Annotated in this window: 11 protein-coding genes; 6 read left to right on the top strand and 5 right to left on the bottom strand. The window is 71.2% G+C overall.

All coding sequences use genetic code 11. From position 1 onward, the window contains the following. Position 1: 1 nt before the first annotated feature. Complete coding sequence (locus CACI_RS26490) at positions 2 to 3,355, top strand: AfsR/SARP family transcriptional regulator (RefSeq protein WP_049871715.1); 3,354 nt, start codon at positions 2 to 4, stop codon at positions 3,353 to 3,355. 8 nt (positions 3,356 to 3,363) lie between these two features. Here CACI_RS26490 and CACI_RS26485 read toward each other — a convergent pair whose 3' ends face one another. Next, complete coding sequence (locus CACI_RS26485) at positions 3,364 to 4,356, bottom strand: aldo/keto reductase (RefSeq protein WP_015793942.1); 993 nt, start codon at positions 4,354 to 4,356, stop codon at positions 3,364 to 3,366. A 59-nt stretch (positions 4,357 to 4,415) separates the two neighbouring features. Between CACI_RS26485 and CACI_RS26480 the strand changes: the two genes are divergently transcribed. Beyond that, positions 4,416 to 4,811, top strand: a complete 396-nt coding sequence (locus tag CACI_RS26480; protein WP_015793941.1) for a MerR family transcriptional regulator — start codon at positions 4,416 to 4,418, stop codon at positions 4,809 to 4,811. Between the two features lie 25 nt (positions 4,812 to 4,836). Here the strand turns inward: CACI_RS26480 and CACI_RS26475 are convergent, their stop codons facing one another. The 4 genes from CACI_RS26475 to CACI_RS26455 form a co-directional block, all read right to left on the bottom strand. Then, entirely contained in the window at positions 4,837 to 6,033 is a 1,197-nt protein-coding gene (locus CACI_RS26475; RefSeq protein WP_015793940.1) for an acetyl-CoA acetyltransferase, read from the bottom strand. After that, positions 6,033 to 7,505 carry an OB-fold domain-containing protein gene (locus tag CACI_RS53650; RefSeq protein ID WP_015793939.1) on the bottom strand — a complete coding sequence of 491 codons (1,473 nt, stop codon included), beginning with the start codon at positions 7,503 to 7,505 and terminating at the stop codon, positions 6,033 to 6,035. The genes CACI_RS26475 and CACI_RS53650 overlap by 1 nt, the downstream gene beginning before the upstream one ends. 57 nt (positions 7,506 to 7,562) lie before the next feature. After that, on the bottom strand, positions 7,563 to 9,503 hold the full coding sequence (locus tag CACI_RS50280) for a hypothetical protein (protein WP_143765402.1): 1,941 nt from the start codon (positions 9,501 to 9,503) through the stop codon (positions 7,563 to 7,565). Positions 9,504 to 9,781: 278 nt separating this feature from the next. Beyond that, a complete protein-coding gene (locus tag CACI_RS26455; protein WP_015793936.1) occupies positions 9,782 to 11,533 on the bottom strand; it encodes a substrate-binding and VWA domain-containing protein in 1,752 nt (583 codons plus the stop codon). Between the two features lie 159 nt (positions 11,534 to 11,692). Here CACI_RS26455 and ypfJ point away from each other — a divergent pair, with 159 nt between their 5' ends. From ypfJ to rpoZ, 4 genes are all read left to right on the top strand, one after another. Next, positions 11,693 to 12,646, top strand: a complete 954-nt coding sequence (gene ypfJ, locus CACI_RS26450; protein ID WP_015793935.1) for a KPN_02809 family neutral zinc metallopeptidase — start codon at positions 11,693 to 11,695, stop codon at positions 12,644 to 12,646. A gap of 421 nt (positions 12,647 to 13,067) precedes the next feature. After that, positions 13,068 to 13,382 carry an integration host factor, actinobacterial type gene (gene mihF, locus CACI_RS26445; RefSeq protein WP_015793934.1) on the top strand — a complete coding sequence of 105 codons (315 nt, stop codon included), beginning with the start codon at positions 13,068 to 13,070 and terminating at the stop codon, positions 13,380 to 13,382. A gap of 95 nt (positions 13,383 to 13,477) precedes the next feature. Then, positions 13,478 to 14,092 carry a guanylate kinase gene (gene gmk / locus CACI_RS26440; RefSeq protein ID WP_015793933.1) on the top strand — a complete coding sequence of 205 codons (615 nt, stop codon included), beginning with the start codon at positions 13,478 to 13,480 and terminating at the stop codon, positions 14,090 to 14,092. Between the two features lie 138 nt (positions 14,093 to 14,230). Then, entirely contained in the window at positions 14,231 to 14,512 is a 282-nt protein-coding gene (rpoZ, locus tag CACI_RS26435; protein ID WP_015793932.1) for a DNA-directed RNA polymerase subunit omega, read from the top strand. Positions 14,513 to 14,519 lie beyond the last annotated feature (7 nt).

Genomic DNA, 14,519 nt, shown 5'->3' with positions numbered 1-14,519 from the left:
GGTGGCAGACAGCGCGTGGCGGTTCAGCGTCCTCGGCCCGGTCCGCGGCTGGGGTCCGCACGGCGAACTCGACCTCGGCTCGCCCCAGCAGCGCGAACTCCTGGCCCTGCTGGCGCTGCGCCCCGGCCGCGCCGCGATGGCCGAGGAGCTGATCGACGCGCTGTGGGGCGGGGACGCCCCGAAAGGCGCGCTGAGCACCATCCGGACCTACGCCTCGCGGCTGCGGCGCGCGCTGGGCGGGATGGACGGAACAGGCGGGACGGGCGGGACGGGCGGGATGAACGCCAAGACCGGTCACACAGGTCGGTTCGGGCAAGCAGATCAGGCGAGCCAGGCCGGTCACGCGGCGCCGTCCGAGTACGCCGATCACGCCGACCACGCCAAGCGCCCCGGACAAGCGACGCACGCCGTCCAGCCCAGCCAGGGACCCCACGCCGGCCACGCGCACCACGCCGGCGCCGACAGCCCGATCAGCTCGGTGGCCGGCGGCTACGCGCTGACCGTCGACCCCTCGGCGGTGGACGCGCTCGCCTTCGAGGCCGGACAGGCGGTCGCGGCGGGTCTGCGCGCCACCGGCGACCTGGTCGGGGCGGCGCGCCGGCTGCACGAGGCGCTCGCGCTGTGGCAGGGCGAGCCGCTGGCCGGGCTGACCGGGCCGTTCGCGGTCGCGCAGCGTGCGCAGTGGACCGAGCGCCGGCTGGGCGCGCTGGAAGCCCGGATCGCCTTGGACCTGGAGGTCGGCCGGTACAACGCGGTGACCGCCGAGCTCGCCGCGCTGGCGACGGAGTTCCCGCTCCGGGAACGTTTTCGAGAGCTGCAGATGCTCGCGCTGGCCCGCAGCGGCCGCAAAGCCGAGGCGCTGGCGGTCTACGACCAGACGCGGCGCACGCTCGCCGAGGAGCTGGGCGTCGATCCCGGACCGGATCTGCGGGCCCTGTATCGGCAGGTCGCGGCCGGTTCCTCGGACGGCGGCAGCCGGGTGGACGGAGCGGTTCCCAGAGCTCTGAGGAAACCGTCCGGCCCACTGGCCGAGGGACAGACCGGCCCTTCCGCGAAGCCCGTCCCCAGGCCGGTTTCGCAGACCTCTGTCACTCTGCCCGGTCCGGCGCAACTCCCGGCGGACGTCGCCGACTTCACCGGACGCGCCGTCTGGTCCCGGCAGCTGCTCGACCTGATGCAGCCCGGCGAGGCGATGCCGCTGGCGGTGCTGTCCGGTATCGGCGGCGCGGGCAAGTCCACGCTCGCCGTCCACACCGCGCACCTGGCTGCCGCCAAGTTCCCCGACGGCCAGCTGTTCGCCGCCCTGCGCGGGACCGACCGCGAACCGGCCGATCCCGGCGGTGTGCTCGGCGGCTTTCTCAGGGCTCTGGGGACCGATCCGGGCGCCGTGCCGGACACGGTGCGGGAACGTTCCGAGCTGTTCCGCAGCACCCTGGCCGGACGCCGGGTGCTGATCGTGCTCGACGACGTGCGCGACGCCGAGCAGATCCGTCCGCTGCTGCCCGGCACGCCTGGCTGCGCCGTGCTGGCGACCAGCCGCTCCCGCCTGACCGGCGTCCCCGGCGCGCGGCTGCTGGAACTCGGCGCCTTCCACCCCGATGAGGCGCTCGCGCTGTTCCGCGCCGTCGCCGGTCCGGACCGGGTGACCGGCTCCGAGCCGGCGGTGCGGCGCGCGGTCGCGGTGTGCGGCCACCTGCCGCTGGCGGTGCGCATTCTGGCCTCGCGCCTGGCCGCCCGGCCGCACTGGACCGCCGAGACGCTGGCCGGCCGGCTGTGCGACGAGGCTCGGCGGCTGGACGAGCTGCGCGCCGGGGATCTGGCCGTGGAGGCGACGTTCCGGCTCGGCTACGAGCATCTGCGCCCAGATCAGGCGCACGCCTTCCGGCTGCTGGCCGTGCCCGACGGCCCGGACATCGGCGTCGAGGCGGTCGCGGCGCTGTTGTGCTGTCCGCAGCAGGAGGCTGAGGACCTCGCCGAGGAACTGGTCGATCTGTGTCTGGTCGAGTCGCCGAGCCCGGGACGCTACCGGCTGCATTCGCTCCTGCGGATGTTCGCGCGGCGGTTGGCGGCCGACATCGACGGTCCCGGTGCGCCGCGCGCGGCACTGGACCGCTTAATCCAGCACTACCTGGGGTACTGCGCCGCCGCGGCGACCCGGGTGAACCGGTGCGCGGCCAACCTCGTCGGGCTGATAGCCGAGCCGGAGACGGTCGACGTCCCGGACGATCCCGGGGAGTGCATGGCGTGGGGCGAGCGTGAGCGGGAGGCGGTGTGTGCGGCGGCTGCGCAGGCGCTGCTGAGCCGCGATTCCGGCGGCTCCGCGGTCGTCGATGCCTGCGCCGATCTCCTGTACTGGCTGGGCATCTTGTGCCAGTCCGGACCCGGTGACGAGGATCTGGCACGGCTGGCGGCCGTCGTCATCGACGAGGCCGACCGGGACGACAACCGCCGCGCGGAGGTCATCGCACGATCGCAGCTCGCGTATTCGCTGTCGCAGTCCTGGTACTTGGCGGAGGCGGATGTCCAGGCGGCTGCGGCGGTTTCGGTGGCGCGCGGTCTCCCCGAGCCCGGCTACCTGCTGGAAGCGTTGTCGGTGCTGTCCGCGAACCACTGGCGCGCCGGACGCGACGAGGAGTCCATGCGCGCCGCCTCCGAGGCGCTGCGTCTGCTGGAGGAGACCGGCGCCGGCTGGGAGCAGCTGTCGGAGGCGCAGCTCAATCTGGCGCAGAGCCTGTGCCGCGTCCAGCAGCCCCAGGAGGCGCGGGAACTGGCCGAGCGGGGTCTGGCCCTGCGGCGGGCCCACGGGGACGCCAGCGCCCTGGCGTACGGCCTGCACGCCACCGGCATGGTGCTGCGCGAGGCCGGCTTCCCCGACCGCGCCGCCGCCTGCCACCGCGAGGCCTCGGACATCCACTGCGGCATCGGGCAGCTCCGGCGGCTGGGCTGGTCGCATCTGCGGCTCGGCGAGGCCCTGTTCGACCAGGGCGTGCACGACGAGGCGCTGGAGGCCGCCGGGCACGCCGCCGAGACGCTCACCGAACTCGGCGACCGTCCCGGGCTGGGATTGGCGCTGGTGCTGATCGGCCGGATCCACGAGCGGCTCGGGGATCCGGCCGGGGCGCGGGCGGCGTGGCAGGATGCTTATACGGTGTTCGACGGGACGTCGTCGCCGGTGACGGTCGAGCTGCGCAAGCTGCTCGGGCTCGACGCCGGTCCCGGCGGGGTGGTGGGTGTGGTGGATGGTGCGGTGGATGCTGCGGTGGGCGGCGCGGCCGAGCCCGAACCGGGCGGCGCGCGCCCGGCCGAGCAGTGGCCGCCGTGGATGCCGCGGCATCCGGTACCGCCGCGTGGTTAGCGGTCGGCTTACTTGTCCTGCGTCTCGGCTAGCGTGTCAGCCAATGTGTCAGCCAGTGCCGTGACCACGTCGCGCGACACGTCCAACGCCCCGAGCCCGTCGTCGAGCTGCGCCACCGAGCTCACGCCGAGCACCGGCACGATCGCCGGCTCGTCCTTGAGCAGCCACGCCAGCGCCAGCTGCGTCCGCGTCACCCCGGCCTGGTCGGCGGCGTGCCACAGAGCCTTGACGCGCAGCTCGTTCTCCGGGCTCTGATACTGCGCCGGCAGCGGACGGTCCTCGCGGACCAGCGCGCCCTCCAGCAGCGAGGCGTACGCCATCATCGACACCTCGCCGGAGCGCACTATCCCCAGCAGCTCGTCGTCGGCGGGCTCCTGCGGCGAGGTGAAGCTGGCGCCGGGCAGCGCGCGCAGGTAGCCGTGGCGCTGCTGGACCGCCGTGTAGCCCGGGACGCCCAGCTGCCCGGCTGCGGCGCGCGCCCTCTTCACACGCGTCGTCGGGTGGTTCGAGACGCCGGCGACGGCCACCGTGCCCTGCGCGATCAGCTCGGCGTACGCGGCGGCCGTCTCCTCGAACGTCACGGACTGGTCCTCGATGTGGGAGAACAGCACCTCGAGGTGATCGGTGCCGAGCCGCGCCTGGCTGCCCTTCACCGCCGCCCGGATCGCCGGCGCCGAAAGCCCTTCGGCGTTGCGCGGCCAGACGGTCCCGAACTCCGGGTTCGGCTGCGCGCCGAGCTTGGTCGAGATCACCATCTCCTCGCGGCAGCCGCGCGCCGCCAGCCACCGGCCCACCAGCTCCTCGCTCTCGTGCCCGGTGGCACCTTCGACCCAGAAGGCATAGCAGTCCGCGGTGTCCAGGAAGGTCCCGCCCGCTTCGCGGAAGCGGTCCAGGATCGCGAACGAGGTCGTCTCGTCGATTTTCGTGCCGAACATCATCGTGCCCAGCGCCAGCGTGCTCACCCGCGGTCCGTTCGAACCGCCGAAGATCGTGTACTCCATGCGCTCCATCCTGGAATCTCGAGCGCGCTCCAGGTCAAGCCCTCTTACGATGGGGCGTTATGACGATCGACAATTACTCCCCGGCGCAAACGGTCGAAATGTCTGGCTTTTCGCTCGATACGCTGCGCTACTACGAGAAGATCGGCCTCATCGAGCCCGTCCGGCGGGCCGCAGGCGGCCACCGCCGCTACACCGACGACGATCTGGGCTGGCTCGACATGCTCCGCTGCCTGCGGGGCACCGGCATGCCCATCGCGCAGATGCAGACCTTCGCCGAGCTGGTCCGCGACGGCGACGGCACGGTCACCGACCGCCTGGCGCTGCTGGAGGAGCACGACGCCAACGTCGAGGCGGAGATGGAGCGGCTGATCGAACTGCGGCGGAAGATCCAGGAGAAGATCGCCTACTACCGGTCATATCTGGCGGAGATGCCGGTGGAGTGCGTGCGGGAGTAGGCGGCGGCGCGTTGTTTGGGCGGATTCAGCCTTGACGGGTTCCCAGAATCGATACAAAGCCCACCATTTCGCCCGGATATCCGCCGAGATTGTGCGTCAGCGCCAGCTCCCGCTGCCCGAACGTGCTGATCCGCCGCTGCTCCGGCGCCTCGCCGCGCAGCTGGAGCCAGGCTTCGTACATCATGCGCAGCCCGGAGGCGCCGACCGGGTGGCCGAACGACTTCAGCCCGCCGTCGGGGTTGACCGGCAGGTCGCCGTCGAGGTCGAACGCCCCGGCCAGCACCTCCTGCCAGGCCTTGCCGCGTTCGCAGAAGCCCAGGTCCTCCATCAGGACCAGCTCGGTGGGGGTGAAGCAGTCGTGGACCTCGGCCATCGCCAGCTCGCGGCGCGGGTCGGCGACGCCGGCCTGGCGGTAGGCGTCCTCGGCGGCGGCGACGATCTCGGGGAAGGTCGTGTAGTCGTAGCCGGGGTCGCCCAGGGGCAGGCCGTTGCCCGCGACCAGTGACAGGGCTTTGATGTAGAGCGGTTTGTCGGTGTAGCGCAGGGCGTCCTCGGCGCGGACGACGATCGCCGCCGCCGCTCCGTCGGCGACTCCGGCGCAGTCGAACACGGACAGCTCTCCGGCGACGCGCGGCATGGCGAGCAGCTGCTCGACCGGCCATTCCTTGCGGAACTGCGCCTTGGGGTTGCGCGCGCCGTTGGCGTGGTTCTTGGCGGCGATGCGGGCCAGGACCTCGCGCATCTCCTGCGGGGCGACGCCGTACTTGGCGCCGTAGGCGGGGACGACCATCGAGAACATCGCGGCTGCGGTGACGGTGCGGGCGGTGCCGTCACCGGGGATGGGGAAGGCGTTCAGGCCCTGGTAGCCGGAGTCTTTGACCTTCTCGACGCCGACCGCCATCGCCACGTCATAGGCGCCTGAGGCGACGGCGTAGGCGGCCTGCCGCAGGGCTTCGGAGCCGGTCGCGCAGTAGTTCTCGACGCGGGTGACCGGCTTGCCCTCCAGCTCCAGGGGACGCGCCAGGGTGATGCCGCTCATGCCGGACTGCGCGGTCCCGAGCCAGTAGGCGTCGATCTCCTCCTTGGCCAGACCGGCGCCAGCGAAGGCTTCGGCGGTCGCGGACAGCAGGAGCTCGTCGGCGCCGCTGTCCCAATGCTCTGTGAAGCGGGTGCAGCCCATCGCGACGATCGCGACGCGGTCCTTGATGCCGTGCGAGGCCATCAGCGGGTCTCCTGCTCGGAGTGGACGGGGTGGACGGGGTGGGAGTGGCCGGCGCGGCGGACCGGGCGCGCTTTCCAGAAGTAGTTGTGGATGCCGTCGGCGCTGCTCAGGCGGCGGAAGGTGGCCTCCACGCGCAGGCCGATCGCGACCTCGTCGGCGTCGACGTCGGTCAGCTCGATCGGCAGGCGTCCGCCGCCGTCGAAGTCGACGACCGCGAACACGACCGGCGGGCTGGGGGAGGAGGCGAGGCGGTCGACGGTGAAGGTGACGATGGTGCCCTCGGCGTCCGCGGCGGGGTGCGGGGCGTGGTCGAAGGGGGAGGGCGGCAGGTGCACGGCGCCGCCGTCGGCGTTCTGAGAACCGACGAACGCGAACTTCCAGTCGGCGGCCCGGGCGGCGGCCGAGGCGGAGGTGCGCGCGGGCTCGGGGCGCCGGGGCGGCTCGACCGGGAGGAAACCGCGCCAGGCGAGGTAGCGGCCGTAGGGGACGGCGCCGGACTGGGCGATCTGGTCGGCGACGGGGCGCGCGGGGCGGTAGGCGGCGAGGGCTTCGGTGGTGCGCCACAGGAAGGCGTCGGCGCCGTCGGCGAGGACGAGCAGGGCGATGGTCTGGCCGGGGCGGGCGGCTTCGAGGGCTGAGGCCAAGAGGAGGGCGGGGTGGGCCGCACCGGTGGTGCCGATGGTCTTGGCGAACGGGTCGTGGTGGCGTGCGGCGGGGACGCCGGTCTTCTTCAGGGCCGACTTCGCGGCGCGTTCGTGGGTGGCGGCGATCACGAGGAGGTCGATGCCGTCGGGGGTGATGTTCGCCGTCGCCAGGAGGGCGTTCCAGGCTTCGGCGGCGAGGGTGGTGTAGCGGGTCTCGCCGAAGCGGTCTTCCCACGTCTTCGAGGTCTGATCGCCGGGGGCGCGCCAGCGGTCGAGGAACTCCTCGGTGGTGGCGGTGTGGGCGAGGAGGTGGGCTAGGACGGGGTGGTTTGGGGTCTCTACTTCATCGCTATCGCTATCGCCGATGAGTAGTGCTACTGCTGCATCCCCTCCGGCGGCTTCATCGGCGCTGCCCGGGCGGCCGGTGCGGAGGTCGGAGGCGACGACGAGGTGGGTTCCCTCGGCCGCGGTCAGGGCGGCGTCGAGGGCGGCTACGGCGGAGCGTACGGCTCCGGTGGCGTCGTAGGCGGCGGTGGTGCGGGGGAGGCGGAGGGCGGCGTGCAGGGCGGTGGCGTTGGTGCGGTCCTGGTAGGCGGGGGCGGTGGTGCTGAACCACAGGGTTCTGATGCTCTCGGCGGTGTCGCCGCCTGGTCCCGCCGGGTGCAGGGCGGCGCGGGCGGCGGCGACGCCCATGGTCGTGGTGTCCTCGTCGTAGGAGGCCACGGCGCGGGTACCGGTTCCGCCGCCGGTGCCCGCCACGGCGGCGATGCCGGTGCGGTCCAGGCGGCGGTACGGCAGGTGGACGCCCCACCCCAGGATTCCTCGCATGGCGGCATCGTAGCGGAAATCTGATGGGGCGTCAGATAGATGGTTCGGGCTGCTGGATCAGGGCACTTCCCCGGCCAACTCCTCCAGCCCGAGCCGAATGAGCTCCCCGGACACGTCCCGTTCCAGATCGCGATGACAAGCGCAGCGTCGCAGCGGCACGTTCAGCGCCATACAGATCGCCGCACCGTAGAGCCGCACGGTCCGGGCCTGGTTCGGCGACGTCGCCCCGGCCGGATGCGAGATGGCATCAGCCACCTGATCAGCCAATATCTCGCGCTCCCGCGCCACCCCGAGCCAGCGCATCCCGGCACCCGCCGTCGAGCGCACCGCCGTCCCCGCCGACGGTGCGAGGCCGTCCACGGCGCGCGCGATACGAGCCAGCGCCGTACAGTGCGCCGGACCCCACTCGGTATAGCAGCGCTGCCACAGCTCGGGCCCGAGCACGGTCGACAACACCGTCCGCAACGGCGGCTTCGGCGCCGGCACGAACCCCGGCGCGACGAAGGCCGGCACAGCGATGTCATCAGTGATCGGCGGATGCGGGTCGATGAGCGTCGGCGGATCGGGATCAGGCACTGGCACAGACACAGGCGCTGGCCGCGGCCGCGGCTTCTTCTCCGCCACGGTCGCACCCGCAGCCCCACCGAGATCAGCCCGCAAAAAGTCAGGAACCACAAGATCATCCGGATCAATCGGCGGCATCCGATCAACCAGCGTAGGCGGATCCGGATCAGCCCTGACCGGCATATCCAACACCGGATTCAGCACAACACTCCGCATAGGCGCAATCCGCGGCGGCTTCCGCGGCACCTCACCATCCGAAGGCTCAAACTCAATCCGCGGCACCGGCGGCGTCGAACCCTCATCCCGCACACCCCGAGCCCCAATCCAATCCGGATCCAGCGCCCGCTCCTTCCGCAACAAAGGCCACTGCTCACCACCCCGCACCCCCGCACCCTCCCCAACCCCATTCCGCCCCACCCGCGCACGATCACCGCGCGGCGTACGACGCGGCAGTGCCGGCTTGTCCTCCGCCGCCGCCTCAAGCCCCTGACCAAGCCCGCCCACAAAATCGCCCGCGCGCCCAGGCCCTGACTCGCGCTCGATCTGGGCCCACTCGTGCTCGTGCTCCGGCTCAGGCTCCTGATCAGGCCTGCCCATCGGCTCGCCCGCGCGCTCAGGTGCTGGCTCACGCTCGCGCTCTGCCTCGACATGGGCCCGCTCATGCTTGCGCTTCGGCGTCGGCTCAGGCCTGCCCATCGGCTCGCCCGCACGCTCAGGTGCTGGCTCACGCTCACGCTCTGCCTCGACATGGGTCCGCTCATGCTCGTGCTCCGGCGCCCGACGATGTTCCGGCTGGCGCACAGAATCGCCCTCGGGCTCCCGCGCTGGCATGGCCTCGCGCCCGGTGTGCGCCGGCTCGCGCCAGGTCGGCGCTTGCTTGACCTGGATGTGCTTGGCCTCGGGCTGCGGCTGCTCAGAGTCGCCTTGCGCCAGCTCGGCCTCGCGCACCGGCTCATGCTCTGGTCTGCGCACTGGCTCTGGTGCGAGATTGTGCCTTGGCTCGGGTCCGCGCACTGACTCCGGCGCCAGCTTGCCGCTTGGCTCGGGCTCACCCGCAGGCTCCGGCGCCAGCCTGCCCCTCGGCTCGGATTCGAGCGCTGGTTCCGCTACCAGATTGGCCTTCGGCTCGGGCTCGCGTGTTGGTTCCCGTGCCGGGTCGCGGTTCGGCTCGGACTCACCCGCATCGTCCACGTCAGCCCGCTCCTCACCGCCTGGCCGCCCCCGCTGGCTCCGCTCCTGGTCCAGATGCGATTGCAACGCGCTTGGCGTCCTTGCCTCGTCGCCGCTCTTCGCGGTCAGGCTTCCCGCATCGGTGGTGTCCGACTCGTGCTTGGTGGGCTGCGTCACTCGATCGCGTGGGTCGGTGGTGCGGGTGGTGGCCCAGGCGGTGGTGGGGCCGGTGAGGGCGGGGTCGGCTAGGTAGATGGTGCGCATTGCGTGGCGTGGGGGGTGGAGGGCGGTGCCGCCTAGGTTGCGGTGCTGGGGGCAGCGGATGCCGAGTTCGCGGACGCGGCGTTGGCAGGGGCTGCCGTCGCGGGTCGGCGCGCCGCAGTGAAATGCCATGGAGGCATGTTCTCGATTTCGGCTCGGGTCTGTCATGCGGTTCGTACCAGATCGTTAGGACGGGAATCTCGGGGTGGGTGGTTTGTGGCGGGGCGGGTGCTTACGCGGGGCATACTCGGGTGTTGCGATGGTGGGTGCGGCGCTCGCCATCACCGTGTGTCAGTGCTCCCCAGTATCGCCGCGGTCATCTGCCCCATGTCGCTGAAGTGGACGGCCGCGCCGCCGGTGACCGCGGTGATCTTGTTGAGCAGGGTCAGGTCGACGTCTGTGCCGAGTGCGACCACGAAGACGCGGATCGGGCGGGCCGGGTCGACCGCCGCTTGTAGCTTCGCGATCAGCTGGTCGGAGGTCATGCTGTTCAGGTCGTCGTCCTTGCCGTCGGTGAACACCGCGACCGTGTTCGTCCGCGTCGGGTCCCAGCCCTTCTGCACGTTCTGATACGCCGCCAGCAGCACGTCATACAGCCCGTTGCGCGACCCCGCCTTGTCCGCCAGCGCCCCGTACGCCGCGATCATCCGCTGCCCGTGCGTCCCGCCGCCCGGCTCGGCCGCGCCCAACTCGGCGATCGGCAGGACCTGGTCGATCACCGTCGAGCCCGCCGCATCATGCGTCGTGGTGAACGTCCACAATCCCATCGCCGCATGGCTCCCGAACAGCGCCATCGCCTTCTCGCTCGCCGCCGCCGTCAGCTGCAGCCGTGTCTGCCCGGTCCCCGGCACCGCCTGCGCCATTGACCCCGACACGTCCACCACCGCCAGCATCCGCAGCTGCTTCGTCAGCGACGCCCACAGGGTCAGCGCCTGCCCCGCCGCCCCATAATCGGCACGCTTCGCCGCCGCCAGCTGGTCGCCCCGCAGCTCCGGATCAGCGGCGAGCACTGGCGACGGGCCGCCGTCCGGCGACCGGAAACCCTTCTGTCGCAACGCGTCCTGCGCACCGGTCTGCAGGTATGTCAGCAGCCTGTTAGCCGCTACGGCGTGCGCGTTGTCCGCCCCGTTGAGCACCACCATCGGGTAGTCCAGCGACGCCGAACCGTCCGACGGATACAACGCCGCCAACGGCGCGCCGGGCTTGCCGTGGTTGTAGGTGAAGATCTGCTGCTCAGAGGCCGGAAATACCTTGCCCGCCAACTGCACCGGCGACGGCGCGACGTTGTCCGCCATCCCCTTCACGAAGCCGGTGATCCCGACCTTCACCTGCGGATCGTTCACCGCCTGCGCCAACATCGCGTTCAGCACGATCAGCGCCGACAGCCCCGCGCCGTCGTGCGTCGGATCCGCGATCGCCACAACAGGACCGGAAGGACCAGAGGAACCGGAAGACCCGGAAGCAGCACCCTGAGACCGCGCCAACGCCATCATCACCAACTCCTCCCAGCTGAACGCCCCCTGCCCGCCCAGCAACCCCGCCACCGCCTTCGGCGCCGCCACCACCGTCGGCGAGTCAGCCACCGAATTCCCGTTCTGCGGCAGCAGCGCCTGCCCCGCCCCGGTCGCCCGCGCCAGTTCCAGCCACAGTGACGTCTCCGGGATCCACACGTCCGGACGCCCGCGCACCCCGGCCGGCGCCGCGCCGCTCCCGGCCAGGAACCGGGCCGTGTCCGCCGAATCCGCCGCCGTCATCACCACCCGCACGCACGGCACCGGCTGCGCCGCCAGCACCGGCGTCAGCACGCTCGCCAGCTCCGGCGCGACCGCCGCGGTGACCGTCGTGGGTCCCGCAGGACACGAAACCGGCGCGGCGGCCGCAGCTGAGCCCACGCCCGCATGCCGGTGCCCCGCCGCGTACCAGGCCGCCCCACCCCCGGAGGCGCCCAGCACCAGCACCACGACCAACGTGATCGGCAGCGACAGCCGGGCGTTGCGCGGCGGGGAGGAGCGATGGAGGTGCCCGTGTGCCATCGCGCGGTTCCTTCCGTGTGACTGTGACCCGCGACACTCTCGGAACGCGCGCAGGCTAGTAGCTCAGGGTTCGGATTTCCAGACACCCGCGCCGCCGGCGGCCGCCGCGCTCCCGCGTGTCGGCGCAGGTCGCGGCGGTTTGTCCAGGAAGATTGCGCTATGCGGTTCGACGATGACGCCCAGCTGGACTCCGACCAGGTTCGCGACGAGCGCGGCTCCGGGCCCGCGCGCGGCGGCCTCGGCGGCGGTTTCGGAGGCGGCTTCGGCCTGCCCGGCGGCCGAGGCGGGCTCATCGGCCTGATCCTGACCCTCATCGCCGCGGCGGTCGGCGTCCCGCTGGCCCTCACGGAGGGCTCCGGGACGTCCTCGAGCTCCCTGTCCTCCTCCGGCAGCGGAAACGTCACCGGCACCGTCGGCACCGGCTCGCTGGCCGCCAAGTGCCGCACCGGCGCCGACGCCAACGCCAGCGACGACTGCCGCGTGGTGGCCGTGGTGAACTCCGTACAGAACTACTGGACCGGCTTCTTCGCCCGCAACAACCAGAAGTACCCGCCGGCCCAGACCGTCATCTTCAGCGGCTCCACCCGCACCGGCTGCGGCAGCGCCACCTCCGCCGTCGGGCCCTTCTACTGCCCCTCGGACCGCACCGTCTACCTGGACCTGGGCTTCTGGCAGGAGCTCAAAACCAAGTTCGGCGCGCGCGGCGGACCGTTCGCGCAGGCCTACGTCCTGGCCCACGAGTACGGCCACCACGTCCAAAACCTCACCGGAGCCCTGCGCAACAGCCAGTCCTCGCAGCAAGGCGCGAACAGCGGCGCGGTGCGCGTCGAACTCCAAGCGGACTGTTACGCCGGGCTGTGGGCGCACTACGCGACGACGACGAAGGACGCGAATGGCAGAGTCCTGATCAAAGATCTCACCAAACAGGACATCTCCGACGGATTGGACGCCGCGGCGGCCGTCGGCGACGACCGGATCCAGGCGGAATTCCACCAGCGCGTCACGCCCGAGACCTGGACGCACGGCTCAGCGGCGCAACGTCAGCGGTGGTTCCTCACCGGTTACCAAACGGGAAACTTCCAGTCCTGCGATACTTTCTCCGGCGCTCTGTGAACCTCCGTGCGATATTCCGCCGTTGTCCCGGAGTTACTCAAAGCATGGATGCGTCATGGGCCGCGAGCGGTGGCCGGCCGTTACCCCGGCGCGCCTTAATGCCGGTTCGGGCCAACGGATCTGACGCGATATCAGGGGCATGACGATGGGATTCGAGCCCTGTAATCCCCCTCGAATTACGCCCGTTTCACCCGGGTTCGCCACCGTATGTACACCGCTCCAGCTCACGAGAAGCGCCGATCCCCTCTCCTTGCCCCCGACTACGGGTGTACGCTGCGGATTCGTTCCACCAGTTGTATCCGCGGGACTCGTCCGCCAGGTGAGTTCCCGTATGTCTTGGGGGAGTTCGAGGCATGCCATAGGCCTCGGTCGAACTCGGACAAGTCCACCGACAGTACTCGAAGTCCAGAGGTGAACAGGCGTGGCTCTTCCGCCCCTCACTCCAGAACAGCGTGCGGCCGCACTTCAGAAGGCAGCCGAAGCGCGGCGTGAGCGCGCCGCTTTGAAGCTCCGTCTCAAGGCGGGCGGCGTAACGCTGTCCGATGTCGTGCGCGAAGGTCAGAAGAACGAGATCATCGGCAAGATGAAGGTCTCGGCTCTTCTGGAATCGATGCCCGGCATCGGAAAGGTCCGGGCCAAGCAGATCATGGAGCGTCTCGACATTTCCGAGACGCGCCGCATCCGCGGACTCGGCGCCAACCAGATCGCCTCTTTGGAGCGCGAATTCGGCGCGTGACGTCAGCCGAGCCCCGGCGCCTCAGTGAGACGGCGGGGTAAGGCGCGGAACAACCGTCGGAATCGCGGCCTTGCGGCCCGGTACGATCTTCTCCCATGAGCGATCGCGCCGGAACGGACGGCCACGGTTCCGACACCTCAGCCCCTGCCCCCGCACTGCTGACAGTGCTCTCGGGCCCGTCGGGCGTCGGCAAGACGACCCTTGCCAAGCATGTGCGCGAGGCCCACCCCCAGGTGTGGCTGTCGGTCTCGGCCACCACGCGAACCCCCCGCCCCGGCGAGGTGGACGGCGTGCACTACTTCTTCTACGACCGGCCCGCCTTCGAGGACCTGATCGCCGAGGGCGCTTTCCTGGAGCACGCCGAGTACGCCGGCAACCTGTACGGCACCCCGCGCCGGGCCGTCGAGCAGCGCCTGGAAGCCGGCCAGCCCGTGCTGCTGGAGATCGAGCTGCAGGGCGCGCGCCAGATCCGCGCCGCGATGCCCGCCGCCCGCCTGGTCTTCCTGGCTCCGCCCTCCTGGGAGGTGCTCGAGCAGCGGCTGCGCGGCCGCGGCACCGAGCCGGAGGCCGTGATCGCCGAACGCCTGGCCACCGGCCGGGTGGAACTGGCCGCCGAGAGCGAGTTCGACGTCACCATCGTCAACACCACGGTCGAGGCCGCCGCCGAGGAACTGGTCGAGCTGGTCACCGGTGCGGGGTCCAGGGCCTGATCACCGGCGGTGGGATCCCCGGATCGGCAGGTCCGGGGCGCGCGAGCTGGTAACCTTGTACGTCCGGGTCGTGCGGATCCGGAAACGATCTTGATCTCGACCGCTGTCTTTGCATGTCTGCGACAGGAGTTCCCACGCGTGTCCGCCACTGAGCCCGAAGGCATCATCAATCCGCCGATCGACGAGCTGCTCGACGCCGCCGGCTCCAAGTACAGCCTGGTGATCTACGCGGCCAAGCGCGCTCGGCAGATCAACGCCTACTACTCCCAGCTCTCCGAGGGCCTGCTGGAGTACGTCGGCCCGCTCGTGGACACCCACGTCCACGAGAAGCCGCTGTCGATCGCGCTGCGCGAGATCAACGCCGGTCTGCTGACCGCCGAGCCCATCGAGGCCGGCGCCCCGGGGTCCGTCATTCAGTAAGTGCGTG

The sequence above is a fragment of the Catenulispora acidiphila DSM 44928 genome (assembly GCF_000024025.1).
Classification (GTDB): Bacteria; Actinomycetota; Actinomycetes; order Streptomycetales; family Catenulisporaceae; genus Catenulispora; species Catenulispora acidiphila.
The sequence above is the reverse complement of the archived record's forward strand: the minus strand, read 5'-3'. Positions and strand labels throughout refer to the sequence as shown.

Coding starts and splice junctions, on each gene's coding strand:
- CACI_RS26480 (WP_015793941.1), top strand. CDS start 4,416: ATGACGATCGACAATTACTCCCCGGCGCAAACGGTCGAAATGTCTGGC.
- gmk (WP_015793933.1), top strand. CDS start 13,478: ATGAGCGATCGCGCCGGAACGGACGGCCACGGTTCCGACACCTCAGCC.
- CACI_RS53650 (WP_015793939.1), bottom strand. CDS start 7,505: ATGCGAGGAATCCTGGGGTGGGGCGTCCACCTGCCGTACCGCCGCCTG.
- CACI_RS26485 (WP_015793942.1), bottom strand. CDS start 4,356: ATGGAGTACACGATCTTCGGCGGTTCGAACGGACCGCGGGTGAGCACG.
- ypfJ (WP_015793935.1), top strand. CDS start 11,693: ATGCGGTTCGACGATGACGCCCAGCTGGACTCCGACCAGGTTCGCGAC.
- CACI_RS26475 (WP_015793940.1), bottom strand. CDS start 6,033: ATGGCCTCGCACGGCATCAAGGACCGCGTCGCGATCGTCGCGATGGGC.
- CACI_RS50280 (WP_143765402.1), bottom strand. CDS start 9,503: ATGCGCACCATCTACCTAGCCGACCCCGCCCTCACCGGCCCCACCACC.
- CACI_RS26455 (WP_015793936.1), bottom strand. CDS start 11,533: ATGGCACACGGGCACCTCCATCGCTCCTCCCCGCCGCGCAACGCCCGG.